We start from the raw sequence: 26,878 nt of genomic DNA, 5'->3' as shown, positions 1-26,878 counted from the left end.
TGCTTCGCCGCGCGCCGTCATTCCAGAAGGTTCCGCAGCGCATTGCCGAAGCTCGGCACCGCGCGGAGCACGTTGGTGAGGGAGCCGTCAGAGTTGAGCAGGGATGACCGGCCCGAACTGATGCGCGCGTTGAACACGGAATCGCTGTCCGCCTCGCCCGCCGCGGCATCGGCTCGCAACCCGCTGGTCACGGCCGCCGCCGAGCCATCGTCGGCCGCGGCGCCCGAAGCCCCCATGCGCGCCCGCGCCGAAGCGACCGTGCGCTGCACCTGTTCCGATCGGGCGCGGCTTTCGGCCTGGCGCTGGAGGGCCAGCTGTTCCTGCCGCACCTCCTCCTGCTCGTTCGAGATTGCGACCTGGGCGCGCTGCGCCTTGGCCTGCTGTTGCGCCTGGGCGTTCTGCGCGTAGAGGCTCACGCCCGTCGAGGCGATCGTCGCCAGGGAACCCAATGCGGCCATCAGTCGGTCGTCCTCATGTCGGTGGTGACGGAGAGAAGGGTGAGCGGCAGCGGGCTCGCGCCAGTCACCCGCCAGAGCGGCAGCATGGCGTTGCGCCGCCAGCCGAGCGCGGAGAGCCGCACATCGCCGCTGTAGATCGGCGGCGGCGCATCCAGCAGCGGCGTGTCGAAGCGCCGGAAGGGAACGGGCCCGGCGCCGCGGCCGAGATCGACCTCCAGCGCCTGGGTATCGAGCACCCGGAAGCTGACGGAGACGAGGCGCAGCGGTGCCGCGCGCGCCCCGGCAGCCGAGACCATCTCGGGCGGCAACGGCTCGATCTCGTGCGCGAAGGGCAGGCCGAGCTGCACCGCGCGCGCTGGCGGATCGATGGTGATGGCGCCGGAAGCCACCACCGCCTCCTCGCGCGGGGCACCGTCGGCCAGCACGCCGACGACCCAGCCCTCGAGATGCGTCTGGCCGCTCCAGCGGTCCTGCGGGGCGGGGTTCATGCCGTCCATGGCGGCGTCGAAGCCGAAGCCGGGCTCGAAGCGCTCCAGCCGGAAGGTCGCGCCGCGTTCCACCACCGCGAAGACCTGGCCCTCGGTTTCGGCGATGCTGCGGAAGGCGCCCGGCGTCTCCTGCAGCGTCCAGGCAGTCACCTGCTCCTCGCGGAAGAGGGTCAGCGTGGCCAGCGTGCCGTCCTCCATCACCACATGCAGCAGGCGCCGGGTCTGGTCATAGGCCATGGAGACCGGCCCGCGCATGAGATGCGAGGCGATCATGCCGAGGTCGTTCGACTGATACGCCTGCTGCACGTCGGTGTAGGAGAACTCGTGCACCGCACGGCCGCTGCGGGCCGCGTAGATGGTGCTGCCGTCCACGTCCACCGGCTGGATCATGCGCGCGGGGCTGCTGCCGATGCGCGTCTGCCGCGTGAGCTGGATGGAGGAGGGCGTCAGCGGATCACCCGAGACCATCCATTCGCCGCCCGTGGTGAAGACCTGCAGGTGCCGCCCGGAGAAGACGGCGCGGATGGCGTTCACCTGGTCGGAGAAGAGGCCGAACTCGATCGCCTCGTCATCCAGGCCCTTACCCTTGTCGAAGTCGAAGAGCGAGCCGGATCGCGACAGCCAAAGCCGGTTCGGCAGGTCGCGCGAGCCGCCGATGACGAGGCGGTCCTGGTGGAAGCAGACCGACACCGGCCAGCCGCGCATGTCGCTGATGGCCGATTCCTCCCAATCCGCGCTCGCGGCGGTATCGGGCAGGCTTTCCTGCAGCGCGAGCGTCGCCTGGGTGGCGGAGGCCACGGCCGTCACCGTCGCGCGCACGCCGCGGAAGACGAAGCTCGTCTGGACATGGCCGGCGCTGAACACGCCGGCCGAGGCCGTGACATTGATGCTGCCGGAGGTCCCGCTCGGCGTCAGGGTCACGCCCGGGGGCGCGAAGCGGTAGGTCGGCGGCCGCCCCCAGGCCCAGATGTCGAGCTGCCAGGCCGTGTGGCTGGTGCGCGTCAGGCGGCGCGGATGAAAGTCGGGGTGGCAGATGAGCAGCGTATCTGCGCTCTGCGTGAAGGCGATCTGCGCCAGCTGAGCGCTGGTCCAGGGCCCGGCGCCCTGGGCCACCAGCGTGTCGCCCAGATAGACCTGGAAAACGCCGTGGCAGAAGGCCAGCAGATAAGTCTGCTCGGTATTGAACTCGAACGGCACGAGGCGCGCCGGGCCGGGCAGCATCGCCACGTGCCGCAGTCCCGGGCGCCGGGTGACGCCGCCGGTGGGCTGGATGAACACGTTCCGCAGCCGGCGCGCGCCATTGGCATAGGCGCGCAGATCGCCGCGGCCCAGCAGCTCGGGCGCGAGCTCACCCGCGGCGAAGCTCGTCTTGATCTGGCGGGAGGCGGCCATGCTCAGCCCCTCGCCTGGATCAGGGGGAAGTTGTCGATGGCACGCACGGTCGCCTGCTGGCTGTCGGTTCGGCGCGCGGCGCGGAATTCGCTCTCGGCCTGGCCGATGAGGAGCTGCGCGCGAGAGGTGCTCTCGGTCAGCGGGATGCAGAATTCCGCGGAAAGCCGCGCGACGAGCGCCGCGGCGAAGAAGGCGGGAAAGCTGCTTTCGTCGGGGCGGAAGATGTAGGTGAGCGTCACCTGATCCGCGTCGCAATGCAGCCGGTCCTCGAGGATCCGGTAGGCCAGGCCCCGGCCCAGGCTGGGACCGCCGGCGGAGAGCGCGCGCAGGAAGCCCGCCGGCAGCTGGAAGGCATTCTGGAAATCGGCCGTAGGGCGCGCGGCGAGGCGCGGCAGCGTGGCCTGGCCCGTGGCGAAGCTCCAGGGATGGGCGGAGAGCAGCGCGTCACGCGTGCCGGCGTAGAGACCGGAGGCGATCTCGGCCTCGGCCGTGCCTTCGTCCATCGAGGCGATGGCCTGCGCGCCGATGCGCAGCAGGGCCCGCGTGCAGAGCTCGAGCGCGGTGAGCGCCATGGAAAACCTCCGAGGGGGAAATGAAAAGGGCGGCACGGAAAGCCGTGCCGCCCGCCAGAAGCAATGAGGACGAGTGCGCGCTGGGAGAATGCGGCCGCACAGCCGCAGCGCCGCGCTACCTCACTCCTTGCAGCGCATCCGCACCACGCCGGCGTCGTCGATCAGACAAGCTCCCTGGCTCATCATGCTGTTCACGAAATGCGCCGCACGGTCGCCGTGCCAGCTCACATCCGTGCTGATCTCGGCGCCCGCCGCATGGCCGATCGCGGTCTTGTGGTAGAAGTAGCAGGAGCGGATCGTGCCGGTGAGCGTGAGGCCGGTATGCGGGATCCAGGTCGCGCCCAGCCAGCGCTTGGCCTGCGTGCCCTTCCAGGGAAGATCCTCCGGTCCGACATATTCGGCGTTGGAGAATTCCTGCAGGGTCAGCAGGTCGCTCCACTGCTTCCAGCCGACGACGGCGAAGCGGTTGCCATCGTCCGGCACGTCCATGGCGCCCAGCATCTCGAAGGCCAGCAGCACCTTGGCGCGGGTCAGCCCGTCATTGTCGGTCTGGCCGGACTGCGTGCCCACCGCCTCGCGCGTGGCGAGGTCGAGGCCCGCGATGATGAGCTCGTCCGTCTTGCGGCCCAGCGCATGCGCGCCCGAGGCCGCGAGCACCGCGATCTCGTCGATATTGGTCTTCAGCTCGTCGAGCTTGTCGATCCAATCGCCCGCGTAGTGGTCCTGCAGGAAGCACTCCACGGCGGAGTAGTTGAGGTTCATGACGGGCACGACGCCGTTGCGCGACTTCTGCGTCGCGGTGCCCTTGCCGACGCGCTGGAACACGGTGCTCGCGCCCTTCACGTCGGACTTGCTGCGCACCGTCGGGCGCAGCTTGCTGCCCTGGCGCTGGTAGGCGAGGTGAACCTCGGCCTCGAACTGCTTGATGAAGGCGTGGTCGATCGAACCGGACATGCGGTGACTCCAGGGTGGATTGTCGGGGATGGGCGTGGCGCGGTTGGCCATGGACGGGNTGAAGGCGTGGTCGATCGAACCGGACATGCGGTGACTCCAGGGTGGATTGTCGGGGATGGGCGTGGCGCGGTTGGCCATGGACGGGCCGCGCCGCGGCCCGGCATCCGGGCGCCCGGAAGGACCGGGTTCTGCCTGGATGAAGAGGGGCGCCCGCCGCGGGCATGGAGCCTCGGCGGCGGGCGCGGCCGCCGGATCGGGCCGGGGGAGGCCTCGCGATCCGGCGGCGATGGGGCGGGCGCGGCGAAACCGCGCGCTCGCCCCGGTGCGTCAGCCGCCGACGAGCTTGCGGAAGCCGTCGGTGACCCGGCGGACGAATTCCGGCTCGCGCTGACGCCAGTAGCGCGGGTCGCGCATCATGCGGCGCAGCTCGGCCTCGCCGGTGACCTCGGGCTGCGCGGCCTCGCGCTCCATGCGCGGCTCCTCGCCGCGCATCATGCGCTCCAGCGCCAGCACGCCCTCATGCGTGGTGACCAGCGCCTCGAAGACCGGCGGCGGCAGGTTCGCGCGGCCCCAGGCGGTGATCTGCGCGGCGATGCGGCGGAAGCGCTCCTCGCCGCCGAAATGCTCGCGCAGCTTCTCGGCCTGGCGGTCGGCCTCGAACTGCTGCGCGGCCTCGGCGATCAGCGGCATCAACCGCTCGGCCGCGAGATCGTAGACAAGCTGCACCTGCCGGCAGGTGAACCCCGCCTCGTGCAACCGCGCGTTGATCTCGGCATCGGGGCCGCAGAGCTCGTGCCTGGCCTCGATCTCGTAGCCGTCCGGCGTCTCGGGAATGTCCATCATCTCGCGCCAGCGGCGGCGGTCCTCCTCGCCGGCATCGGCGGCGGGCGGCGCCGCGCGCTGCGACAGGCGGCGTTCCAGCTCGCGATAGCTCTTGAGCAGTGCGTCCAGGCGGAGCTCGCCGGTGCCGGGGTCGCGGAACTTCTCCGGCACCTCCTCGGCGGGGGTGGGGGATTCGGTCTGCAGCAGGTTTTCGGGCATGCGGGGGATCACTCCGGGTTGGCGACGGGAACGAGGATCTCGGCAGGCGCGCCGAGGGTGCGGGCGAGCCAGCGCGCGGAGGCCGGCACATCGACCACCTCCTGCGCCGCAGCGCCCATGCGCGCGACGGCATCGAGGAAGAGCAGCGTGTTCGCCGCATCGGCGCGGCCCTGCACGCGCGCCAGTGGACTCTCGTAGCGCAGCGCGACGGCGCCATGGTCGAGCAGCACGGGCGGGATCTCGCCGCGCCGGGCGAGGATTCCGAGGCAGCGCGAGACAAGCGGCGTCAGCAGCTCCGACTGCAGCCGGCCATAGGTGGCGCCGAGCAGCCGCGCGGTTTCGGCGCTGCGCTCCAGCACCTCGGTCGCCGTCATGCGGGCATCGCGCGGCGTGGCCAGGCGGTCCGCCAGCAGGGCGCCGCGGATGCGCGCCCGCAGGTCGTTCAGCACGAGCTGCGAGACGTCGAAGCTGCCCGGCGCCGCGAGCGGCGTGAGGCCCGCGCTGCCCGGCGCCTTGGGGATGATCGCCCCGGGCGTGAGCTGCACGGTGGCAGGGTTGAGCACCCCGTCATCCTCGGCCTGCCAGATGCCGGTCGCGGCGATGGAGGCGTTCTTCAGCACCAGCTCAACCACGCGGTTGGCGGTACGGATATCGGGCAGCGCCTTGATGACGGGGCCGCGGCCGTAGATCTCGCCGGGCGCCTTCAGCCAGCGGAACGCGATGAAGGGTGCGTCGGCGAAGCGGCCCTGGGCCAGCAACGCCGGCTCCGGCAGATCCAGCACGGCGGCGTAGCGGTGGCCGCCAGCGTCGGGCCATACCGCCTCGATCACGCGGTGGCGTGGCGGATTGCCCTCGGTCTGCGCCGCCTCCCGCTCGATCTCGCGGGGCAGCTCGGCGAAGGGGAAGCGGCGCAGCAGCTCGGCGACGGTGAGGCGCATCTCACGGAACACGGTGTCGAGCCGCCCGGAAGCGCCCTCCTCCAGGATGGCCGTGCGGACCGGCACGCCGCTGAACCGCAGGGCAGAGGTCTCACCAGGGGGTGCTTCCTCCACCAGCATCACGCCCGTGCCGGTGATGACCAGGTCGAGGAAGGCCTGGTGCATCTCGACGGCGAAGTTCGAGCGGTCGAGATGGGACTGCAGGATGCCCGCCACATCCTCGAGCGCGGCTGCCTGCTCGGGCGAGGCATCGGCGGCGGCACGCGCGGGCGCCAGGCCGAACCAGCGCGACCAGGGCGGCGTCAGCTCGGCCAGCAGCGAGGCGGCGAGCTGTTCCGCCGCATCGGCCGCCGTCGCGTCGAAGAGGCTCGCGGCCTCGCCCGGCGAAGGCAGCACATGGGAATAGGCATCGGCCCAGCCGGCCTCATGCGGGCGGCGCCGGGCCAGCGCGCCGTCGTGGCGCGCGAGGATCTGCTTCGGGGTCATGGGCCTCACTCGCCGAGGAGCGACTTGCGGGTGGTCAGGATGGCCGGGTCGCTCAGCACGCCGCGCGCGGAGGTCGCGATGGTGCCCACGATGCCGGAGCGGGCACGGTTGCGGGACTCGACCCGGGCCTCTTCGGCGGCCGACTTCTCGGCGGCGTCGGTATTGGCCGCGGCCACCTGCTGCGTGACGGCCGTCTGGGCCTTCGGGGGCGCGACGACCACGGGCTTGGGGGCGCGGAAGAGGGATGCCATGCGCGGGCGACTCCTTGGGCGGGCCGGAAGAAAAAACGGCCCGCCGGAGGGGTTCCGGCAGGCCGATCGAGTTGGGGAGGGGAGGAGAAGCTCAAGGCGCAAATCGCCCCTTGATGAAGGTGTTTGTAGCGGAACCTCCGGCGCACGTCAAGAATAAATTCCTAGTTTCTCGATTTTCCGGAGACCCCGGAAAAGCCCGTGCGGAGTCCATGCCATCGGCGCGGAACGGCCGAGTACCGCCCGGCATACGGATACGCAGTTGAGCGGCAGGACGCCGAACCCCCAGCCGCCCACGCTCTCGGGAACCACGAACGGCCCCACCGGGAGAAGCCCGGCGCGGCGATAGAAGCCCGGCAGGTCATAGCCCGCCGGAACATCGAGCCGGGCCAGCAGCAGTCGGCCCGTCATCGGGTCCAGCACCGACCAGCCCCGCGAGTCCTCCAGGGCCGCGAAGCAGTGCCGGAATCCAGGCCGCAACAGCCGCTGCCAAAGGTGGTCGGCGCGGCCCACGAAGACGATCCAGGCCCGCTGCCCGCTCGCGGGCCGGCGGTGACCCGGCCGGGCCACCGGCGTCGCGGATGTCATGCGAGGGAGCCGGGGAACGGCACGATTTCGGCGCCTTCCTCCGGCACGGCCGGGACGCCGGCGACGATTCCCTTCACCCGCAAAGGCCATTCCAGCCGGTTCATCGCTTCCCGCCAGAGGCGGTAATCCCCCCGCTCGCGCGGGTAGCGCGGCGAGGGCGCGGAGCCCCGCTCGCCCCAGATCCGCATGACCCGCGCATGCGCGAGTTCGATGCGACGCTGGCGGTACAGGCGGTCGAGGCATTTCACCACATCGTCTGGCTCGCAGGGGCGGACGACGCTGCCCTTGCCGGCCGCGAAACGCGCGCCGTCGCGCCGCGCGACCAACGCGGACATGGTCCAGAACCAGGCCTCGTCGGCCGAGGCGAAAGGCTCCGCCTTGGTCATGGCGGCGAGGATGGGGGCGGCGGAGGAACGGGGAGAGGCATGCATTCCGGTTAGGCTCCTGGGGGGAACAGAAATGAGAACATAACGAGAACATAACCGGAGGTTGCAGGAGCGACAAGCAGATAAAGCAACTTTTTCCTATTGCACTCGGACGGAACACCTATGATCTTGTATGCATGCGTCACGATGACATCTGGCGGGCGATCGACTCGCTCGCGGCCGAGAACGGGCTTTCGGCCAGTGGCCTCGCCAGGCGCGCGGGGCTAGACCCCACGGCCTTCAACCCCTCGAAACGCATCGGTCCGGATGGGCGCGCGCGCTGGCCTTCCACGGAAAGTGTGGCGAAGGTGCTGCAGGCAACGGGTGCGGGTATCGAGGGCTTCGCGGCCCTGGTTTCGGGCCAGGCAGCACTGCCGAGCGGCCGCGGCACGCGGCCCTCGCGGCGCATTCCCCTCATCGGCCTCGCACAGGCCGGGGGTGAGGGCTTCTTCGACGATGGCGGCTTCCCGGTGGGCGGCAGCTGGGACGAGATCAGCCTGCCCGACATCAGCGACCCGAACGCCTATGCGCTCGAGATCTCGGGCGAATCCATGGAACCGGTGTTCCGCGACGGCGATCTCGTGATCGTCTCGCCGGCCGCGCCCGTGCGCCGCGGCGACCGCGTGGTAGTCCGCACGCGCCTGGGCGAGGTGATGGCCAAGGAGCTCAAGCGGCAGAGCGCCAAGCGGATCGAACTCTCAAGCCTGAATCCGGCCCATCCGGACTACAGCTTCGAGCTCCCGGACGTCGCCTGGGTGCATCGGATCTTGTGGGCAAGCCAATAATTCTGGCGCCCTCAGGCACCGGGCGCGCGTTCGGCACGCTCGCCTTCGCGCGGAGGCGGCGCCAACCCGAAGGTCGGCCGCGTCCGCGCCGTCCGGTATTCGCCGTCAGCTTCGGCGCCGTTATGACCTAGGAATCTTGCGTTTAGGCCGGGTCGCCGTGGTCCGCGACGAGGCCCGCCGCTTCGATGCCCGCGATGCAAGCTTCTTCATCCTTCACCGAGGCGTCGCCCGAGATGCCCACCGCGCCCAGCAGCACGTTGTTCGCATCGCGCACCAGCACGCCGCCCGGAACCGGCACGGCGCGGCCGCCCGTCAGGTCCGACAACGCATTCGTGAAACCCGGCATGGCCTGGGCGCGGCGCGCCAGCTCGCGCGTGCCGAAGCCCATGGCCAGCGCGCCGTAGGCCTTGCCCATCGCGACCTCGGGCCGGCCGAGGCTCGCCCCGTCCTCGCGCTTGGTCACCTTCACATGCCCACCCGCGTCCAGCACCTGCACGCAAAGCGGCAGCAGCCCGAGTTCGCGCCCCTTGGCCAGCGCCGCATCGGCGATCTTCTCGGCCTGCGCGAGGGTGAGGCCGTTCACGGCGGCGGGGTGTGCGGGCTGCGGCATGGACTGTTCCTTGTACTGAGCCACCCGCGATGGCCCGCCCCTGCCCTCACGTCAAGCGCCCGCCCGCAACCAGGGGCGCGGATCCACCGCCTCGCCGCGCCGCCGGAGCTCGACATAGAGCGTGGGGCGGTTCGTGCCGGGCAGCACGCCCACCGGTTCGCCCGCGCGCACGCGCTGGCCGCCACTGACGTCCAGCCGGTCCATCCCGGCGAGGACGAGGTGCTGCCCGCCGCCGCAATCCAGGATCACCATGCGACCATAGCTGCGGAAGGGCGCGGCGAAGGCCACGCTGCCGCCGCAGGGCGCCGTCACGCGCGCGCCCGGCTGCGCCGCGAAGGTGAGCCCGCGCGCCGGCCCGCCCTCGCCCGGCGCGTTGAATTCGCGGATGAGCTGGCCGGCAACCGGCATTCCGCTCGCGGGCTCCGCGGTGGCTCGCGGCGCGGGCTGGGGAACCGGGCGCGACGTTGCGGCGGCGGTTGCCGTGGCGGCGGCGCGCTGGCGAGCCCGCTCGGCCTCGCGCTTCGCTTCCTCGGCCTCGCGGCGGGCCTCTTCCGCCTGTTCGCGCTCCAGCCGGGCCAGTGCCTCCTCGAGGCTGCGCGCGCGGCGCACGGCGGCCTCCGCACGGCTGGCCGCCTGGCGTTCGGCGGCGTTGCGCTCGGCCAGCACCTGCCGCGCGGCGATGAGCTGGGCATCCAGCGCCACGGAAGCCTGCTCGGCCTGCGCGCGGGCCTGGGCCAACCGCCGCTGCTCGCGCATGAGCACGACCGCCTCCCGCGTCGCGCGCGCCTCGCTCTCGCGCAGCAGCGCCGCCTTTTCGCGCGCCTCGCGCAGAGTCATGCGGATCGCGCCGAGGCTGAGCATCACCTCCTCGGGCGAGAGTGGCGCGGCCAGCAGCAGCGGCGCCGGCTGCGTCGCGATACGCATAAGCATGGGAATGAGCGGCGCGATCTCGGCGGCGAGGCGCTGCTGTTCCGCCCGCGCTTCCTCGGCGCCGCGGCGGGCCGCTTCCACGCGCTCGGTCGCGTCCTCGGCCTCGCGCTCGGCCTGCTGCACGCGGGCGGCGCCGGCCACGCGCTCGGCGGCCAGGCGTGCTTCCTGCGTGGCCGCTTCCTGCGCCTGCTCTGCAGCGCGGATCGCGGCCGCGCGCTCGGCCTCCGCCGCACGGCGGGCCGCGGCGGGATCCTGCGCCGAGGCCGGCCCCATGACGGGCACCGCCACGGCGACGAGCAGGGCGAGAGCGCGAATCACAGCACGAGGTAATCCGAGCCCCGGGGGTGCCGCCACCCTTTCCGGTGATTTCGCGATCCGCCGCGCCATGGCAAATTGCGCGAGTCGCTTCAGGGATACGCCCACATGGCCGAAGGCCGCCTCGTCATCGGCAATCGCCGCTATTCGTCCTGGTCGCTGCGCGGCTGGCTGCCCGTCACGCTCGCGAAGCTCGATGTCGAGGTCACGGTCATTCCGCTCGCGGGCGGAAGCACGCCCGCGATCAAGGCGGCGACGCCCGCCGGCTTCGTGCCCTATCTCGAGCATCGCGGCGCCCGCGTGTGGGAGAGCCTGTCCATTTGCGAATACTGCGCCGAGATCGCGCCGAAGCTGTGGCCATCCGATACCGCCGCACGCGCCCATGCGCGCAGCGTGGCGTCGGAGATGCATGCGGGCTTTCGCGAGCTGCGCATGGCCATGCCCATGAATGTGGGCCGCGAGTTCCCCGGCCGGGGCCGCACCGAGGGGGCGCTGGCCGATATCTCGCGCATCGAAAGCCTGTGGGCCGAATGCCTCGGCCAATATGGCGGCCCCTTCCTCTTCGGCGCCGAATTCACCAATGCCGATGTGATGTTCGCGCCGGTCTGCGCACGCTTCCTCACCTGGCAACCCGAGCTCTCCGCGGCGAGCCGACGCTATATCGACGCCGTACGCGCGCATCCGCTCGTCACGCAATGGTACGACGAGGCGCGCGGCGAGCCCGCCGAATGGCTGCTGCCCAAATACGAGGATATCGCCTGAGCATGGCCAGCACCGCTCTCGCCCTGGACCATGTCGGCATCTGCGCGCGCGCGCTGACGCCGATGACGGACGCCTTCGAGGCGCTGGGCTTCGCGCTCTCGCCCATCGCGCAGCAATCGGGCCGCCGCACGCCCGGGGGCCCCGTGGAGCTCTACGGCAGCGGCAATCGCTGCGCCTTCCTGCGCCACGGCTATATCGAACTGCTGGGCATCCTGGAGCCGGGACTGTTCGACAATGATGTCGGCAAGTTCTCGGACCGCTACGAGGGGCTGCACATCCTCGCGCTCGGCATGGACGATGCGGAGGCGAACCTCGCGCGCATGCGGCGCGGCGGCATCGAGATCGCCGGCGTCGCGCATCTTCAGCGCCCAGTGGAGGCTGGCGGACCCATCGCGAAATTCTCCCGCCTGCCCTACCCGGACGCACCCGAGGGACGCCTGCAGCTCATCCAGCACGTGACGCCCGAGCTGGTCTGGCAGCCGCGCTGGATGGGGCATGCGAACAAGGCCGATGCGCTGACGGAAATGGTGCTGGTGAGCGCCGATGCCGCCTCCAGCGCCGCGCGCCTCTCCAAGCTGACGGGACTGGTGCTGGAGCCGCGCCAGGAAGGCGGCTTCCTGCTGCGCTTCCCAGGCGGCGCACGCGTCGCGGGGCCGGAGGCGCCGGCGATGGAGACGCGCGTCGCCATCCTCTCGCCCGGGGACCTGCCCGGCACCTTCCCCGGCGTCGCCATCCCCGCCCTGCCCTTCATGGCGGGCATCTACGTGCAGACCTCGGACGGGAATGCCGCCGTGCGCGCTCTGCTCGGCAAGCTGCCGCTCCAGGAGCTCGCGGACGGCGCGCTGATGGTCCCGCCCTCGCATGCGGCGGGGGCCGCGCTGGTCTTCCACCCTTGAGCTCGGCGATCGGGCGCAGCCTCCGGCTCTACCACGCGCCGGAGCGGCGCCCGGCGCTCGATGAATTCCACCGCCGCTTCCTCGCGGGCGGCGAGCTGGGCTTCGATATCGGCAGCCACGTCGGCGACCGCGCGGCAAGCTTCCTGCGCCTGGGCGCACGCGTCGTCGCGGTCGAGCCGCAGCCCCGCCTGGCCCGCGCGCTGCGCCTGCTGTTCCGGGGCGCGCCGGGCTTCACGCTGGAGTCCACGCTCATCGGCGCCAGCGAGGGCAAGGCGACGCTGCGCCTCAACAGCGCCAATCCCACGGTAGCTACCGCGAGCGATGCCTTCATCGCCGCCGCCGAGGGCGCGGTCGGCTGGGAGGGCCAGCGCTGGGACCGCGAGATCACTCTGCCTCGCACCACGCTGGATGCGCTGATCGCGCGGCACGGCATGCCGCATTTCGTGAAAATCGACGTGGAGGGATGGGAGGCGGAAGTGCTGGCCGGGCTCTCCACCGCACCGCGCGCGCTCTCCTTCGAGTTCACCACCATCCAGCGCGACGTCGCCTGCGCGGCGCTCGACCGCATGACAGCACTCGGCCACCCCGGCTTCAACGCCTGCCTGGGCGAGAGCATGCGCTGGATCTTCCCCGCCGCTGTCCCGGCTCGAGAGATGCGGGACTGGCTGCTCGCGCTGCCGGCCGAGGCGAATAGCGGCGATGTTTACGGCAGCACCGAACCCTCGCGGCTCGCCGCCTGAACCTCTTCTGGCGTCGCGGCGATTCCGCGCGCCGCCAGCCATTGCCCGAAGCGTGGTGAGGCGGTGAGGACGCAGAAGGGGATCGCGACCACCAGCCCGCCCGCCCAGGGGATCGCGAAGCCGATGGCCCAGGGCGCCGTCACGCCCAGAAACAGGAACGCCGCGACCCCCGCCAGCGTATGCGGCCAGAGCAGCCGCGCCGCATCGCGCCAGGAGACGCCATGCCCATCGCGATTCTGCGGCTGCCAGCCGCGGCTCGCGCCGAAGGGAAGCGCCAGCAGGAACCGCGCCTTGTTGAAGTTGCTGATGGGTGAGAACAAGGTGGTGAAGGTGATCTCCGCTGCGGCCCCGGCCAGCACCGCACGGCGCCCGCCATATCGCGCGGCCTCTCGCCCCTGGACGAGCAGCTGTGCATAGCCCCCCAGCTTCGGCGCGTGCTGCGCCAACCACAGCGCCAGCATCGCCGCCGCCAGCATGGCGCCGGGGATCATCGCGAACCCGCCGGTGGCCGCGATCGCAGCCGCCAACACGAAGGCCAGCACCCAGACCGGCGCGCAGGTGAAGAGCAACATGGCCTGCAGCAGCTGTGCGCGCGCCATCGCACTCAGCCCCGGCAGGCCGATGAGCGCCGCGTATTGCATGTTGCCCTCGGCCCAGCGGAGGTCGCGCGCCATGAATTCCGGCAGGGCGGGCGGATTGCCCTCGAGGCTCCCCTGCTCCTCCGGCACGCACCAGACTTCCCAGCCCGCGCTGTGCAGCCGTGCAGCCTCGACCTGGTCATGACTCAGGATGGTCGAGCCATCAGGCAACGCTTCCAACCGCCCGTGCTCGCGGAACGGTGCGATGCGGATCAGGGCGTTGTGGCCCCAGAAGGGTCCCTGCGGCCCCTGCCACCAGCCCTGCCCCGTGGCCCAGGCCCGCATCCCGGCCCGCATGCCGAACTGGAACAGGCGCGGGAAAGCCGCGACGACCGGCCGTCCGGCGATAAGCTGCTGCATGATCGCGACGCGGGGCGAGCCCTCCATGGCGCGGAGCAGGCGCCAAACCGCGTCCGCGCTCATCTCCGAATCCGCATCCAGGCAGAGGAGATAGGTGTAGTCCTTCCCCTCGCCGTCCAGGAAATCCATGACATTGCCGGCCTTGAAGCCGGCACGGCTGGTCCGGCGGCGCAGGCGGATACGCTGCGTGGGGTGCTCGGCGGACAGACCCTCTGCCGCCGCTGCTTCCTCGGCCTGGAAAGCGGCGTCCTGCGAGTCGGACAGGAGCCAGAAGTCGAAGAGGCCAGGCGGCAAGCCGGCCAGCAAGGGCGCGAGATTGCGGCGGACGGAGCCCATAGGCTCGTGCCGCAGGCAGACCGCCACCGCGGTGCGCCCCCGGGGAATGCCGCGCGCCGGGCTTCGCAGAGGCGGCGCTACATGGGCCGCCGGATCCGGCACGCAGAACAGGATGGCGAGGCCCAGCCACGCATTGACGGAGGCCAGCGCCATCCAGGGCGCCAACAAGGCGATCGCCGCGAGAAAGGCCAGGTCCAGCGCGGTCACGCCATCCGCCGCCAGCAAATGCCAGAGGCCGGAAAGCAGGGTCGCGCAACCCAGGATGCCAAGGAGGAGGGCCGCTGTTCGTCGGGCGAGCATGCCACCCTGCATAGGGGGAAACGCCTTGCCGCACACGGCCGGTCCACGAGCGTGGGCGGGAAATTCCCGCCCGCGCCGGAAATCAGCCGGAAATCACTTTCCAGGCCACATGGGCAAGCACGCCGACCAAGCCCGCCGACACGGCGAGCAGGACAAAACGGAGGGCCGCGAGAGCGAAGTCACCACCACGCATCGGCTCATAACGCTGAGACATTCTCAATTTCCTTACGCCAGCAGGTTGTGCTGGGGCGCATCTAGCCGCACCTCGGCCAGAAATGAAACCTATAATTGTGAAGATTCGACGTTTTGTATATTTTTAAGAATAAGTATCCAAAATAAGACGAAGTCCCGGTTTCTTACGTGGCGCTCATCTCGGCCCGGAAACTATCCAGCAACCTGAGCGTGCCGTCCGCTTGGACCAGATGCCAGAAGGTCCAGCCGTTGCAGGAAGGGGCTTCCTGTACCGCAGCCCCCACGGCGTGAATGGATCCGCGGGCGGACCCGCAAGTCAGGGAGCCATCCGCCATAACGGTCGCGGCCCAGCGCCGATGCCGGTCCGACAAGGTGGCGCCCGCAGCGACCATTCCGCGCTCCACCAGGCTGCCGAACGGAACGCGTGGCTGCTCGCGCTTGATGGGCGTCGCGGAAGCGACCTCGTCCGAGACGGGCTCGATGGTCTCGAGGCGCCGGCGCGCGGCCGCGGCATAGGTCGGGTCACGCTCGATACCGATGAAGCGCCGGCCCAGGCGCTTGGCCACCGCTGCCGTGGTGCCCGAACCGAGGAAGGGGTCCAGCACGACATCGCCCCGCTGCGTGCACGACAGCAGCACGCGATGCAGAAGCGCCTCGGGCTTCTGGGTCGGGTGAACCTTGTTGCCGGCCTCGTCGCGCAGGCGCTCGTTGCCGGTGCAAAGCGGGATGAACCAGTCGCTGCGCATCTGCAGGTCGTCGTTCAGCGCCTTCATCTGCGCGTAGTTGAAACGGTACTTCGCCTCCTGCCCGCGCGCCGCCCAGATCAGCGTCTCATGAGCGTTGGTGAAGCGGCGGCCACGGAAATTCGGCATCGGATTGGCCTTGCGCCAGATCACGTCGTTCAGGATCCAGAAGCCCAGATCCTGCAGGGCGGTGCCGAGCCGGAAAATATTGTGATAGCTGCCGATGAGCCAGAGCGTTCCGTCCTTGCGGAGCACGCGGCGGCATTCCGTCAGCCATTCGCGCGTGAAGGCGTCATAGGTCGCGAAATCCGCGAAACGGTCCCACTCGTCGTCCACGGCATCCACGAGGCTATGGTCCGGCCGGTGAAGATTGCCGCGGAGTTGCAGGTTGTAGGGCGGGTCAGCAAAGACCGCATGCACGGATGCCGGCGGCAGGGCGCGCAGCGTCTCGATGCAGTCCCCCACCAGAATCTTGTCGAGAGGAACGTCGAGGCCAGCGCCCAAGGGTCGGTTTTCCTTCGCGAATCGGAGGGCGACAATGCGTGGCGGCGAGTCGAGCCGTCAACCACATCAGCCACGGACGGGCGGCTTTCCCCGCCGGCGTGGCACCGGCGACTCAGGAGGCGAGAAGCACTCCCTGGAGCAGATCGTCCACCGGCCGGAAGCCACGCCTGTGATGCGGGCAGGGCCCGTGACGCAGCAAGGCGGCCCGATGGGCCGGCGTGGCGTAGCCCGCATGCTGGCCGAAGCCGTATTGAGGCCAGCGGAGGCAGAGCTTCCCCATGCCCGCGTCCCGGACCGTCTTGGCCATGATCGAGGCCGCGGCGATGGAGAGGCTCAACCCATCGCCTCCGACCACGCATTCCACCCGGCAGGGCAACTTCGGAGCGCGATTGCCGTCCACCAGCGCGACCCGCGGCGCGACGCCCAGCCGCAGGACGGCGCGCCGCATAGCGAGCATGGTGGCGTGCAGAATATTGAGCTCACCGATCTCCCGGGCGGAAGCGGCGCCGAGCGCGATGGCGACCGCCCCTTCGGCGGCGGCAGCGCGCAGTGCGGCCGCCGCGCGCAGACGCGCCGCCTCCACCAGGCGCTTGGAATCGTCCAGTAGCTCCGCCAGTTCCGGCGGGCAGGGCCGAAGGAAGACCACGGCCGCGGCCATGACCGGCCCAGCGAGCGGACCGCGCCCAGCCTCGTCCACCCCGGCCACAAGGCCGCCCATTGAGGCTTCGAGGGTGAAATCGGGCATTCCCGGCTTATGCCGCAGCGCCGGGACGGAGGCGAGAGATTCGCCCGCCCGGATCCGTCAACGAAATACAGCCATAAGTTGCTGGAAGGTTAACGGCCCCGTGCCAGATGCTTTCGGCCATGCTGATGAACCAGATCCTGGCGCAGGCCTTTCCGTCGTCTCGCCGCTTCGGGCGGCCGGCCTTTACGCCTTCTTCACGCCTTGGCTGGAAGGTGCTGCGCATGATCAGCACCGCATCCGTCTCACAGCTTGAGATCGCCCGCTCGCGGCCGCCCGGTGACGTCGCGGCCGCTCGCGCCACGTCGTCCGGCACTATGCAAGCGGAACAGGTGGCGCTGCGCCGGCTGGAGGCCGTTCCGGCCGCCCCCACTAAGCCGCTCCCGCGCGGCTCGCTCCTCGATCTTCGGGTCTAATCGCCTATTTTTTGACCAGTTTGAATTGATCCGGCCAATCATGTGGCGATTTCGTCACATTATGCCTTCTTTATAGTCGATGGGGCTGGATGCCGCGCGACGGCCGTCGTTAAATTGTTTCAGCGACGTCCATCCTCAGCAAAAGGTCCGAACGTTCCATGCGCAAACTTCTCCTTGCCCTCACGGCGGCCGCCGGCCTCTCGCTCGGCGCCCCGGCCCAGGCCCAGGTCGCCATCGGGGAGACGGGATTAACCGCGACCATCACCGGCACGGTGGCGTCGGACTACCTGTTCCGCGGCATCAGCCAGACCCGTTCGCGCATTGCCTACCAGAGTTCGGTTGAGCTGGCGCACGCCAGTGGCTTCTACGTCGGCGGCTTCATCTCGAACGTCCGCTTCGCCTACACCGACGCGCGGCAGGAGGTGGACGTCTTCGGCGGCTTCCGTTTCAGCCTCGCCGACTTCAACTTCGACGTCGGCGTCCAGGGCTACCTGTATCCCGGCTACAGCCGCGCCCCTGGCACCTACAATCTCGATTTCTTCGAGGGCTACCTCAAGGCGACGCGTGAGATCGGCCCGGTCAACCTGCTCGGCGCCATCAACGTCTCGCCCAACTACTTCGGCCAGTCCGGCACCGGCGTGTATCTGGAAGGCGGCGCGGACTGGAAGACGGGCATCTGGGACGTGACCCTCGGCGGCCGCATCGGTTACCAGTGGATCGAGCGCAACGTGCGCTTCGGCACGCCCGACTACGCCTGGTGGTCGATCGCCGTGTCCCGCGACTTCGCGATCCCCAACATCGGCACCATCACCGCGAGCGTCGGCTACTACGACACCTCGATCAGCCGCAGCGACTGCATCTATGGCACCGCGCAGGACATCTGCAACGCGCGCGCCATGGGCTACCTGACCTTCAAGTTCTGATCACGGGGTCCGGCCGCCTTCGGGCGGTCGCCTCAAACGGCGCGCTCCCTCCCCGGGGGCGCGCCGTTTCATTTCGGAGCATGAGCATTGACCGTGCCCCGGCATCCGTCCGAGGTTGGCACCCGCGCCAAATAAGGATGCCAAGTCATGCGTCATACGATCTACGCCGCCCTGCTTGCCGGGCTCACCGCGACACCCGCGCTGGCGCAGGATCGCCCCGCCATCACCCCCACGCGCGATGTCGCCGTCACCTACCGCATGGCCGGCGGGCCCGCCGGCACGCAGGGGCATGAGATGCGCATGTCCTGGCAGGCCTCCAGCGGCCTCATGCGCATGGACATGCCGGGCGGCCAGGGCTGGGCCGTCGTGAACCCGCGGGACGGCGGCGGCTCCGGCTTCATGGTGATGGAGGCCCAGCGCATGGTGATGGACCTGCCGCGTGGGCAGCTTCCCACGGGCAACATGATGCCGGGCGCCTCCGCGCGCTTCACCCGTGAGGGCACGGCACGCATCGCCAATACGGACTGCACCCTCTGGCGGGTGGAGGACCAGGGCCGCAGCTCGCGCGCCTGCATCACCTCGGACGGCGTGATGCTGCGTGCCGAATCGCTCTCGGGTGACGCCCAGGGCGCGCAGATCGAGGCCACCGCCGTGACCTTCGGCCCGCAGGACGCCGCGCGCTTCCAGCGCCCGGCCGGCTACCAGGCCTTCCAGATGCCAGCCGGCGTGCCCGGCATGCCGGGTGCGCCCGCCGGCGCCTTGCCGCGCGGCACGGCTATCCCGCCGCCGGGCGTGGCGAAGCCCTGATGCGCCAGCCCGGTCCGGGGCACCACCCCGGGCCGGGCGGCACAAAAAACGTCCATGCCCTTTCCTTGGCCATGTCGCGGGACCACAACAAGGGAATGGATCGCCGAAGCCTTCTTGCCGCCCCTGCCCTGCTCCTGCCGGGCAGCCTCTCCGCCCAAAGTCAGTCCGAGGTGATCGGCCGGGTCGAGGCCTATTTCAACCAGCTCACCACCCTGCGCGCCCGCTTCCTGCAGATCGCACAGGGCGGCGGCTCGGCTGAGGGAACGGCCTGGATCTGGCGCCCTTCGCGCATGCGGTTCGAATACGATTCGCCCGAACCGACCCTGCTCATCGCCGCCGACGGCCAGTTTTTCCATTTCGACCGCGAGTTGCGGCAGCCCTCCATCGTGCCGCTGAACTCCACGCCCCTCGGCGTGCTGCTGCGAAGCCCGCTGCGCCTTTCGGGTGATGTGACTGTCGCCAATGTCCAGCGCCAGGGCGGGCTTGTCAGCGTGACCGTCCACCGCACCGGCCGCGCCGCCGAGGGTCAGATCCAGCTCATCCTGGACGACCAGCCGATGGCGCTGCGCCAGTGGGTGGTGGTGGACGCGCAGGGCCGCTCGACCCGCGTCACGCTCACCCAGGTCGAGGTCGGCGGCCGCTTCGATCCGATGCTGTTTGCCTTCAACGATCCGCGCTTTCTGGAGCAGCTCGAGCAGGGCCGCCGATAATTTGTCGTAACTCGATGTTTCTCGCCTTGAATCCGCCGCAACGGCTTGGTTTGTTGCCTTTATGAGACCGCTGATCGGTATCTCCTGCTGCGTGAAGCCATTCGGCATCTTCAACACGCCCAACCATGCTGCTTCCGACAGCTATGTGCGCGTCGTGCTGGGACCGGTGGGAGGTGTTCCCGTCCTGCTTCCCGCCGCCGGGGAAGCGCTTGTTCCCGAAATCCTGCCGCGACTCGACGGGCTGATCCTCACGGGCAGCCGCAGCAATGTCTGGCCCGGCCATTATGCCGGACCGGCCCATGCCGACGGCACGCCCGAGGACCAGCAGCGCGACGCGACGACGCTGCCGCTGATCCGCGCGGCCATCCAGCTGGGCGTCCCGCTGCTCGCGATCTGCCGTGGCATGCAGGAGTTGAACGTCGCTCTCGGCGGGAGCCTGGACCAGCGCATCCAGGACCTGCCGAGCCGCATGGATCATTCCACGCCCTCCGACCAGCCGATCCCGGCCGTCCGCACGGGCAAGGCCCATGGCGTGCGCCTCGCCGAGGAAGGCATGCTGCATGAACTGGCCGGCGCGAGCCTCGTGCCCGTGAACTCGCTGCACAACCAGGGCGTCCAGCGCTTGGCGCCGCGGCTCCAGGCGATGGGCTGGGCGCCGGACGGGACAGTGGAGGCAGTACGCGTCAAGGACGCCCGCGGCTTCGCCTGGGGCGTGCAATGGCACCCGGAATACGATTGGGAGCGCGACCGCTTCAGCCGCAGCATCTTCGAGCGATTCGGGGAGGCCTGCATCGCGTGGTCGCAGGAGAGGTATGCGCCACGCGCGGCTGAATAGGCCCACGAATACGCTTTGCGTCGAGATTAAGGCCGCGCTATAATAATCGTGCCGGAGGAGGCTTCTCCCCCGGTGGACGCGTCGGTTCCCCCTAATCGGCTCGCCCGACCATTTCCGATCGGAAATATGAATGGGCGCCCGACCACCCCCCTGGTCGGGCGCTTTTCATTTTGGCCCGCTGCGGACGGAAAGCTGTCACCCGTCGCGAAGCCGGGTCAAGCCGGAAAAGCGCCCCGATTTCCCTTTCGCCGCTTCTGGATTAGACGGGATCGCGACCAATCAGGAGCGTCCCGTGCCCGATTACGTGATCACCCCGCCTGCCACCTCCTCCGTGCCGGTCCAAGGCAGCGGCCAGTTGTTCCCCGTGCGCCGCATCTTCTGCGTCGGCCGCAACTACGCCGAGCACGCGATCGAGATGGGCAGCGACCCGACGCGCGAGCCGCCCTTCTACTTCACCAAGCCCTTCGACGCGCTGGTGATCAACGGCGCCGACATGCCGTACCCGAGCATGACCAAATCCCTCCACCACGAAATGGAGCTGGTGGTCGCCATCGGCAAAGGCGGCAAGAACATCGCCATCGCCGATGCGCTGAGCCATGTCTGGGGCTATTGCGCCGGCCTCGACATGACCCGCCGCGACCTCCAGAACGAGGCGAAGAAGACCGGCCGCCCCTGGGACATGGGCAAGGGCTTCGACCTCTCCGCCCCTATGGGCGCCATCAAGCCCGCCGCCGGCGTCGACCCCTCCAAGGGCAAGATCGAGCTGAAGGTGAACGGCAAGGTCGTGCAGACCTCCGACCTCTCCAAGCTGATCTGGTCGGTTCCCGAGGTGATCGCGAACCTCTCCGAGCTGGTCGAGCTCGCCCCGGGCGACCTCATCATGACCGGCACGCCCGAGGGCGTGGCCGCCGTGGTGAAGGGTGACGTGCTCGAAGGCTTCGTCGAGGGCGTCGGCGAGGTGAAGACCAAGATCGTATGAGTCGTTCGCTCCGGGTCGCGACCTGGAACATCAACTCCGTCCGCCTCCGGCTTCCGCTGCTGCGGGAGCTGGATGCAGTGTTGCGGCCGGACGTGCTCTGCCTGCAGGAGACGAAGTGCCCGGACGAGCTCTTTCCGCATGAGGGCATCCGGGAGCTCGGCTTCGAGCACGTCGCCGCGCGTGGGATGAAGGGCTACAACGGGGTCGCGATCCTCTCGCGCATCCCGTTCACCCACCGCGCGAACGATCCCGACTGGTGCATGAAGGGCGACTGCCGGCATGTCGGCGTGACGCTCGACGCGCCGGGCGGGCCCATCGACCTGCACGATTTCTACGTCCCCGCCGGCGGCGACATTCCCGACCGCGAGCTGAACGTGAAGTTCGGCCACAAGCTCGATTTCGTGGCCGAAGCCACGGCCTGGTTCCAGGCGCAGGGGACGGCGAAGCGTTCCATCCTGGTGGGCGACCTCAATATCGCGCCGCTGGAGCACGACGTCTGGTCGCACAAGCAGCTGCTCACCGTCGTCTCGCACACGCCCATCGAGGTCGAGGCGCTGACGAAATGGCAGAACGCGGCCGAATGGGTCGATGCGCTGCGCCATTTCGTGCCGGCGGACCAGAAGCTCTACACGTGGTGGTCCTACCGCGCGAAGGACTGGGAGGCCGCGGATCGCGGCCGCCGGCTGGACCACATCTGGGTGAGCCCGGACCTCAAGGACAAGCTGGTGCGTCACCAGATCCTCAAGCCCGCGCGCGGCTGGGAGCGGGCGAGCGACCACGTGCCGGTGCTGGTCGAGCTCGCGCTATGACGCCGCGGCGGCCGAGCCATGCGAAGGCGGTCGGCGCGCGGCGCTGATCGTCTGGCTAGGCTGGCCGCCATGAGCCGAACCTTCCGCTACGTCACCCTCGACGTCTTCACCAACCAGCGCTTCGGCGGCAACCAGCTCGCCGTCTTCCCCGACGCGCGCGGCATGCGCGACGACGAGATGCAGTCGCTCGCTGCCGAGATGAACTATAGCGAGACGACCTTCGTCCTGCCCGCCGCCGATGCGGCGAACACGGCGCGTGTCCGCATCTTCCATCGCACGGCCGAGATGCCCTTCGCCGGCCACCCCAATGTCGGCACCGCCTTCGTGCTGGCCGACCGCGCGAAGGACAACATCCTGCGCTTCGAGGAGATCGCGGGCCTCGTGGAGATCCGCCTGGAGCGCGATGCCGCGGGTGCGGTGACCCGCGCCACCGTCGCGGCGCCGCAGGCGCTGAAGCTCGGCTCCACCATGCCCGTCGAGGTCGCGGCCGCCTGCGCAGGAATTTCGCCCTCAGGCGTGGTGACGGCGCGCCACATGCCGCAGCTCGCCAGCGACGGCGGCAACCCGCGCCTGATCTTCGAGGTGACGCCCGAGGCGATGGCCGCCGCCACGCCGGACCTTCCGGCCTTCCGCCGCGCGGTGGAGACCACGCCGGAGCTCGGCGGCAAGCTCTCGCTCTATCTCTACCGGACCGACGGCGCGGGGCTGCGCACGCGCATGTTCTCGCCGCTCGCAGGCACCTGGGAGGACCCGGCGACGGGCAGCGCCGCCACGCCGCTTGCGGGATTCCTGCTGCATCTGAGCGGCGCGGAAAGCGGCGCCTGGGAGATCACGCAGGGCGTCGAGATGGGCCGGCCGAGCTTCCTCCATGCGACGGCGCGCCGCACGGCAGCGGGCATCCGCGCCACCGTAGGCGGCGGCTGCGTGCCGATGTTCGAGGGTTCCGTCACCCTTCCTTGAGGGCAAGCGGGGGCGCGTGCTTCCCTTCCCGGAACGAAACCGGAGGAACGACATGCGCCGCCGCACCCTGACCGCGCTCGGGCTATGCGCCAGCTTGCCCGCACCGGCATTGGCCACCCCGCAGGATCGTCAATTCGACAGCGCGGGCGTGCCGATTCGCTTCCTGGAGGAAGGCAGCGGCGAGCCTGTCATCCTCATCCACGGCTACACGGTGAACACCGAGCGCCAATGGGTGCAGACGGGCGTGTTCCCCGCCTTGGCCGCCAAGTACCGCACCATGGCCCTCGATGCCCGGGGCCATGGGCAGAGCGGCAAGCCGCATGACCGCGCGCAATACGGCCCCGAGATGGGGCGCGACATCTCTCGCCTCATGGAGCATCTCGGCATCGCGAAGGCGCATATCGTCGGCTACTCGATGGGCGCGCATATCGTGGCGCAGCTCGCCACCACCGAGCCTCAGCGCTTCCTGACGCTGACCCTGGGCGGCGCCGCCGGACGGCTGGGATGGACGCCCGAGGACCAGCAGCGCGTCGATGTCGAATCCGCCGAGATGGATCAGGGCCTGCTGCGCTCGCAGTTCATGCGCCTGTGGCCGCGCGACCGGCCGCCACCGAGCGAGGCCGAGATCCGCGCCGATTCCGAACGACGCCTCGCCGGGCAGGATCCGCGCGCTTTGGCGGCCGTGCGGCGTTCCAACCCCGACCAGGTGGTGCCGCTCGAACGCCTGGCCGCGGTACCGGTGCCCGTGCTCGGCATCGTCGGCACGGCCGACCCTTACCTGCGTGATTTCGAGCGGCTGAAGGCGGCCATGCCGTCCCTGCGGCTGGTCACCATCCCCGGCGCCAGCCATGGCAGCGCGCCCGGCACGCCCGAGTTCCGCGAGGCCCTGCTCGCCTTCCTGCAGGCGAATCCGGCGCGCGCCTGATCAGGCGCCCTTCTTTTCCTCGATGGCGTCCCAGATCGCCTTTTCGAGATGAACGCCGTCGAAGCGCGCCAGCTCCTGCAGGCCGGTCGGCGATGTCACGTTGATCTCGGTCAGGTGGCCGCCGATCACGTCGATGCCCACGAAGATCAGGCCGCGCGCCTTCAGCTCCGGCCCGATCCGCTCGCAGATCTCGCGCTCGCGGTCGGTCAGGACGGTCTTCTCCGGCCGGCCGCCGACATGCATATTGCTGCGCGCCTCGCCCTCGGCCGGGACCCGGTTGATGCCGCCCATGGCCACGCCGTCCACCAGGATCACGCGCTTGTCGCCCTGGCGCACGCTGGGCAGGTACTTCTGCACCATTAGCGGCTCACGCGAGCGTTCGGTGAACATCTCCAGCAGCGAGTTCAGGTTGCTGTCGTCCGGACGCAGGTGGAACACGCCCGCGCCGCCATTGCCGAAGAGCGGCTTCACGATGATGTCGCCGTGCTTCTGCCGGAACTTCGAGATCTCCCGCAGGTCGGAGGAGACGAGCGTCTCGGGCATCAGGTCCTGGAACTTCAGGACGAAGAGCTTCTCGGGCGCGTTGCGCACGCTGGCCGGGTCATTCACCACCAGCGTCTTCGGGTGGATGTGCTCGAGGATGTGCGTGGCCGTGATATAGGCCATGTCGAAGGGCGGGTCCTGGCGCATCAGCACCACGTCCACATCCTTCGAGAGGTCGAGCTCGACGGGCGGCCCGAAGGTGAAGTGGTTGCCCCGCTCCCGCCGCACCTCGACCGGATGGGCGTGCGCCAGCACGCGCCCGGCATTCATGGAGAGATGCTTCACGTGATAGTGCCAGAGCGCGTGCCCGCGGGCCTGCGCCTCCAGCATCAGGGCGAAGGTGCTGTCGCCATCGATGCCGATGCTCTCCATCGGGTCCATCTGGACCGCCACGCGCAACGCCATGCTCTTCCTCCGAAACGGTCCCGGAGATGTGGCATGGCCTCCCGCGAACGCCAACTGTCGCTCAGTCGATCAGGGATTTCCCCGTCATCGCCGCCGGCTGCGCGAGCCCCATGAGCTGCAGCAGGGTCGGCGCCAGGTCCGCGAGCCGCCCGTCATGCAGCGTGGCACCCGCCGGCCCGCCCATCAGCACCACCGGCACCGGGTTGGTCGTGTGGGCGGTGTGCGGCCCGCCCGTGACCGGGTCCTTCATCAGCTCGGCATTGCCGTGGTCGGCCGTGAAGAGCAGCGCGCCGCCGGCCGCCTGGATGGCATCGGCGATCGCGCCGAGGCCCTGGTCCACCGCCTCGCACGCCTTGATGGCGGCGGCCAGGATGCCCGAATGCCCCACCATGTCGGCATTGGCGAAGTTCAGCACGATCAGGTCCTGCTCGCCGGACCTGATGGCCGCGACGGCGTTCTCGGTCAGTTCCGGCGCGCTCATCTCGGGCTGGAGGTCGTAGGTCGCGACCTTGGGCGAGGCGACCATGATGCGCGACTCGCCTGGGAAGGGAGTCTCCTCGCCGCCGTTCAGGAAGTAGGTGACGTGGGGGTACTTCTCGGTCTCCGCCATGCGCAGCTGCTTCTTTCCGGCTTGGCTGACGACCGAGCCCAGAATGTCCGCCATGGATTGCGGCGGGAAGATCGTGCCCAGCAGCAGGTCGAGCTCGCGCGAGTACTGCGTCATGCCGAGCGCGGCGGCGAGCTTCACGACCTTCGGCCGGGTGAAGCCCTGGAAGCCGGGGTCTAGCAGCGCGTCCAGGATCTCGCGCACGCGGTCGGCGCGGAAATTGAAGCAGAGCAGGCCGTCGCCGTCGTTCATGCCGGCATAGCCGCCAATGACAGTGGCGGGGATGAACTCGTCGGTCACATCCTTCGCATGGGCAGCGGCGATGGCGGCCTGTGCGTCCGGCGCCGTCGCCTCCCCCTGGCCCAGTGCGATGGCGGCCCAGGCCTTGGAGACGCGCTCCCAGCGGTTGTCGCGGTCCATCGCGAAGTAGCGGCCGATGACGGTGGCGATGCGCGCGCCGGCGGGCAGCTCCGCCTCCAGCTTCGCCACGAAATCCGGCGCCGAGCGGGGCGGCGTGTCGCGCCCGTCGGTCAGCGCGTGCACGGCCACGGGAATGCCGGCGCCAGCCAGGATCTTCGCCAGGGCCGCCGCGTGGCGCTGGTGGCTGTGCACCCCGCCGCCGGAGACGAGGCCCAGCAGATGCGCCGTGCCGCCGCTGGCCTTCATCTTCGCGATGAAGTCCCGGAGCGGAGCGGCCTGGGCCATCGAGCCGTCCTCGATCGCGGTGTCGATGCGCGGCAGGTCCTGCATCACCACGCGGCCGGCGCCGATGTTCAGGTGGCCGACCTCGCTATTGCCCATCTGGCCGTCCGGCAGGCCCACATCATGGCCCGAGGGCTTCAGGAAGGCATGCGGGCACGAAGCCCAGAGCCGGTCGAAATTTGGGGTTCTCGCCTGCAGGACCGCGTTGTCCGCCCTTTCCTCCCGCCAGCCCCAGCCATCGAGAATCACGAGCATGACGGGGCGCGGTGCGGGCATGATGGTCCTGTAATTCCAGTGAGCCGGACCGGTTTAATCCCGCAATTGCGGATTGTCGAAAACCGGCTCGCGGTAGCGGCGCAGCACTTGTTCGAGGCAGCTGGCGAAATCCTGCCGCTCCTCGGCCGAGAGGAAGCGGCCGATCTCCACCAGATCCCGCCGCTGGCCGATGAAAAGCTTCTCCCCCTGCCAGTGGAGCCGGGCCCAGAAGGGATCGAAGGACTTCTCCACCCGCTCCTTCCCGTCGCGCCGGCGAATGGTGAGGCGGCCTTCCATGAGCGTCACCGTCTCGCGGCTGCCCTGGGCCCGCCAGCGGTAGAAGGCGAGCAGCGCGATGACCAACCCCGTCTCGACGGCGCCGAAGGCCATCACGGGCCAGGCGCCCATCAGCGTCACCACCGTCCCGCTGAAGGTGAAGGCCAGCAGCATGAGCCCAGCCAGCAATCGGAAGCCCCGCGCGTCCAGGCTGGCGAGCGGCGCCGAGCGGGCCTCGAAGAGCGTGGGGGTTTCGGCCATGCCCCCATCAGATAGGATGTCG

31 protein-coding genes are annotated in these 26,878 nt (G+C 69.8%); 13 read left to right on the top strand and 18 right to left on the bottom strand.

Annotated elements, in window-relative coordinates; genetic code table 11:
• Window positions 1–17: 17 nt before the first annotated feature.
• From WJM96_RS05675 to WJM96_RS05635, 9 genes are all read right to left on the bottom strand, one after another.
• Entirely contained in the window at window positions 18–458 is a 441-nt protein-coding gene (locus WJM96_RS05675; RefSeq protein ID WP_424811460.1) for a hypothetical protein, read from the bottom strand.
• On the bottom strand, window positions 458–2,338 hold the full coding sequence (locus WJM96_RS05670; RefSeq protein ID WP_424811459.1) for a hypothetical protein: 1,881 nt from the start codon (window positions 2,336–2,338) through the stop codon (window positions 458–460). Before WJM96_RS05670 ends, WJM96_RS05675 begins: the two co-directional genes overlap by 1 nt.
• Window positions 2,339–2,340: 2 nt before the next feature.
• On the bottom strand, window positions 2,341–2,910 hold the full coding sequence (locus WJM96_RS05665; protein WP_424811458.1) for a hypothetical protein: 570 nt from the start codon (window positions 2,908–2,910) through the stop codon (window positions 2,341–2,343).
• Window positions 2,911–3,030: 120 nt separating this feature from the next.
• A complete protein-coding gene (locus WJM96_RS05660) occupies window positions 3,031–3,864 on the bottom strand; it encodes a phage capsid protein (RefSeq protein WP_424811827.1) in 834 nt (277 codons plus the stop codon).
• Between the two features lie 327 nt (window positions 3,865–4,191).
• Window positions 4,192–4,905 carry a capsid assembly protein gene (locus tag WJM96_RS05655; RefSeq protein ID WP_424811457.1) on the bottom strand — a complete coding sequence of 238 codons (714 nt, stop codon included), beginning with the start codon at window positions 4,903–4,905 and terminating at the stop codon, window positions 4,192–4,194.
• A gap of 8 nt (window positions 4,906–4,913) precedes the next feature.
• Window positions 4,914–6,329 carry a portal protein gene (locus WJM96_RS05650; protein WP_424811456.1) on the bottom strand — a complete coding sequence of 472 codons (1,416 nt, stop codon included), beginning with the start codon at window positions 6,327–6,329 and terminating at the stop codon, window positions 4,914–4,916.
• A gap of 5 nt (window positions 6,330–6,334) precedes the next feature.
• Window positions 6,335–6,580 (bottom strand): hypothetical protein, encoded by a 246-nt coding sequence (locus tag WJM96_RS05645; RefSeq protein WP_424811455.1) that lies wholly within the window; start codon window positions 6,578–6,580, stop codon window positions 6,335–6,337.
• 147 nt (window positions 6,581–6,727) lie between these two features.
• Complete coding sequence (locus WJM96_RS05640; protein WP_424811454.1) at window positions 6,728–7,165, bottom strand: hypothetical protein; 438 nt, start codon at window positions 7,163–7,165, stop codon at window positions 6,728–6,730.
• Window positions 7,162–7,596, bottom strand: coding sequence for a hypothetical protein (locus WJM96_RS05635; RefSeq protein ID WP_424811453.1), 435 nt, complete (start codon window positions 7,594–7,596; stop codon window positions 7,162–7,164). Before WJM96_RS05635 ends, WJM96_RS05640 begins: the two co-directional genes overlap by 4 nt.
• Before the next feature lie 131 nt (window positions 7,597–7,727).
• On the opposite strand from WJM96_RS05635, the gene WJM96_RS05630 reads away from it, so the two are divergent.
• Window positions 7,728–8,375: a S24 family peptidase gene (locus WJM96_RS05630; RefSeq protein WP_424811452.1), complete on the top strand. Its 648-nt coding sequence runs from the start codon at window positions 7,728–7,730 to the stop codon at window positions 8,373–8,375.
• A gap of 142 nt (window positions 8,376–8,517) precedes the next feature.
• Here the strand turns inward: WJM96_RS05630 and WJM96_RS05625 are convergent, their stop codons facing one another.
• Window positions 8,518–8,985, bottom strand: a complete 468-nt coding sequence (locus WJM96_RS05625) for a GlcG/HbpS family heme-binding protein (RefSeq protein ID WP_424811451.1) — start codon at window positions 8,983–8,985, stop codon at window positions 8,518–8,520.
• 51 nt (window positions 8,986–9,036) lie between these two features.
• The gene (locus tag WJM96_RS05620; RefSeq protein WP_424811450.1) at window positions 9,037–10,233 is read right to left on the bottom strand and encodes a murein hydrolase activator EnvC family protein; all 1,197 of its coding nucleotides are present in this window, start codon (window positions 10,231–10,233) and stop codon (window positions 9,037–9,039) included.
• Between the two features lie 105 nt (window positions 10,234–10,338).
• On the opposite strand from WJM96_RS05620, the gene WJM96_RS05615 reads away from it, so the two are divergent.
• The 3 genes from WJM96_RS05615 to WJM96_RS05605 are packed head-to-tail and all read left to right on the top strand — an operon-like array spanning window position 10,339 to window position 12,628.
• Complete coding sequence (locus tag WJM96_RS05615; RefSeq protein WP_424811449.1) at window positions 10,339–10,992, top strand: glutathione S-transferase; 654 nt, start codon at window positions 10,339–10,341, stop codon at window positions 10,990–10,992.
• Window positions 10,993–10,994: 2 nt separating this feature from the next.
• Window positions 10,995–11,888 carry a VOC family protein gene (locus tag WJM96_RS05610; RefSeq protein ID WP_424811448.1) on the top strand — a complete coding sequence of 298 codons (894 nt, stop codon included), beginning with the start codon at window positions 10,995–10,997 and terminating at the stop codon, window positions 11,886–11,888.
• Window positions 11,885–12,628, top strand: a complete 744-nt coding sequence (locus WJM96_RS05605; RefSeq protein WP_424811447.1) for an FkbM family methyltransferase — start codon at window positions 11,885–11,887, stop codon at window positions 12,626–12,628. Before WJM96_RS05610 ends, WJM96_RS05605 begins: the two co-directional genes overlap by 4 nt.
• Here the strand turns inward: WJM96_RS05605 and mdoH are convergent.
• The 4 genes from mdoH to WJM96_RS05585 form a co-directional block, all read right to left on the bottom strand.
• Entirely contained in the window at window positions 12,592–14,262 is a 1,671-nt protein-coding gene (mdoH, locus tag WJM96_RS05600) for a glucans biosynthesis glucosyltransferase MdoH (RefSeq protein ID WP_424811446.1), read from the bottom strand. The two genes, WJM96_RS05605 and mdoH, sit on opposite strands and share 37 nt — an antisense overlap.
• A gap of 82 nt (window positions 14,263–14,344) precedes the next feature.
• Window positions 14,345–14,476, bottom strand: a complete 132-nt coding sequence (locus tag WJM96_RS05595) for a hypothetical protein (protein WP_424811445.1) — start codon at window positions 14,474–14,476, stop codon at window positions 14,345–14,347.
• A gap of 142 nt (window positions 14,477–14,618) precedes the next feature.
• Window positions 14,619–15,701, bottom strand: a complete 1,083-nt coding sequence (locus WJM96_RS05590; protein WP_424811444.1) for a site-specific DNA-methyltransferase — start codon at window positions 15,699–15,701, stop codon at window positions 14,619–14,621.
• 112 nt (window positions 15,702–15,813) lie between these two features.
• The gene (locus WJM96_RS05585) at window positions 15,814–16,446 is read right to left on the bottom strand and encodes a ribonuclease HII (protein WP_424811443.1); all 633 of its coding nucleotides are present in this window, start codon (window positions 16,444–16,446) and stop codon (window positions 15,814–15,816) included.
• Window positions 16,447–16,565: 119 nt separating this feature from the next.
• Here WJM96_RS05585 and WJM96_RS05580 point away from each other — a divergent pair, with 119 nt between their 5' ends.
• From WJM96_RS05580 to WJM96_RS05540, 9 genes are all read left to right on the top strand, one after another.
• On the top strand, window positions 16,566–16,859 hold the full coding sequence (locus WJM96_RS05580) for a hypothetical protein (protein WP_424811442.1): 294 nt from the start codon (window positions 16,566–16,568) through the stop codon (window positions 16,857–16,859).
• 158 nt (window positions 16,860–17,017) lie between these two features.
• Entirely contained in the window at window positions 17,018–17,782 is a 765-nt protein-coding gene (locus WJM96_RS05575; RefSeq protein ID WP_424811441.1) for a TorF family putative porin, read from the top strand.
• 147 nt (window positions 17,783–17,929) lie between these two features.
• Entirely contained in the window at window positions 17,930–18,589 is a 660-nt protein-coding gene (locus WJM96_RS05570; RefSeq protein WP_424811440.1) for a hypothetical protein, read from the top strand.
• A 95-nt stretch (window positions 18,590–18,684) separates the two neighbouring features.
• Window positions 18,685–19,299 carry a LolA family protein gene (locus WJM96_RS05565; RefSeq protein ID WP_424811439.1) on the top strand — a complete coding sequence of 205 codons (615 nt, stop codon included), beginning with the start codon at window positions 18,685–18,687 and terminating at the stop codon, window positions 19,297–19,299.
• A gap of 61 nt (window positions 19,300–19,360) precedes the next feature.
• Window positions 19,361–20,134, top strand: a complete 774-nt coding sequence (locus tag WJM96_RS05560) for a gamma-glutamyl-gamma-aminobutyrate hydrolase family protein (protein ID WP_424811438.1) — start codon at window positions 19,361–19,363, stop codon at window positions 20,132–20,134.
• Between the two features lie 292 nt (window positions 20,135–20,426).
• Entirely contained in the window at window positions 20,427–21,113 is a 687-nt protein-coding gene (locus tag WJM96_RS05555; protein WP_424811437.1) for a fumarylacetoacetate hydrolase family protein, read from the top strand.
• Window positions 21,110–21,922: an exodeoxyribonuclease III gene (locus WJM96_RS05550; protein ID WP_424811436.1), complete on the top strand. Its 813-nt coding sequence runs from the start codon at window positions 21,110–21,112 to the stop codon at window positions 21,920–21,922. Before WJM96_RS05555 ends, WJM96_RS05550 begins: the two co-directional genes overlap by 4 nt.
• Window positions 21,923–21,991: 69 nt before the next feature.
• Complete coding sequence (locus tag WJM96_RS05545) at window positions 21,992–22,882, top strand: PhzF family phenazine biosynthesis protein (RefSeq protein WP_424811435.1); 891 nt, start codon at window positions 21,992–21,994, stop codon at window positions 22,880–22,882.
• A gap of 52 nt (window positions 22,883–22,934) precedes the next feature.
• Window positions 22,935–23,807 (top strand): alpha/beta fold hydrolase, encoded by an 873-nt coding sequence (locus WJM96_RS05540; RefSeq protein WP_424811434.1) that lies wholly within the window; start codon window positions 22,935–22,937, stop codon window positions 23,805–23,807.
• Here WJM96_RS05540 and gshB read toward each other — a convergent pair whose 3' ends face one another.
• From gshB to WJM96_RS05525, 3 genes are all read right to left on the bottom strand, one after another.
• On the bottom strand, window positions 23,808–24,755 hold the full coding sequence (gshB, locus tag WJM96_RS05535) for a glutathione synthase (protein ID WP_424811433.1): 948 nt from the start codon (window positions 24,753–24,755) through the stop codon (window positions 23,808–23,810). It abuts the gene before it with no gap.
• Between the two features lie 61 nt (window positions 24,756–24,816).
• Complete coding sequence (gene gpmI, locus WJM96_RS05530) at window positions 24,817–26,340, bottom strand: 2,3-bisphosphoglycerate-independent phosphoglycerate mutase (protein ID WP_424811432.1); 1,524 nt, start codon at window positions 26,338–26,340, stop codon at window positions 24,817–24,819.
• 33 nt (window positions 26,341–26,373) lie between these two features.
• Window positions 26,374–26,856 carry a DUF2244 domain-containing protein gene (locus WJM96_RS05525; protein ID WP_424811431.1) on the bottom strand — a complete coding sequence of 161 codons (483 nt, stop codon included), beginning with the start codon at window positions 26,854–26,856 and terminating at the stop codon, window positions 26,374–26,376.
• Between the last annotated feature and the right edge of the window lie 22 nt (window positions 26,857–26,878).

Origin of the sequence: Roseococcus sp. YIM B11640, assembly GCF_049727625.1 — a bacterium.
GTDB lineage: Bacteria > Pseudomonadota > Alphaproteobacteria > Acetobacterales > Acetobacteraceae > Roseococcus.
This window is presented reverse-complemented; position numbering and strand designations above follow the sequence as displayed.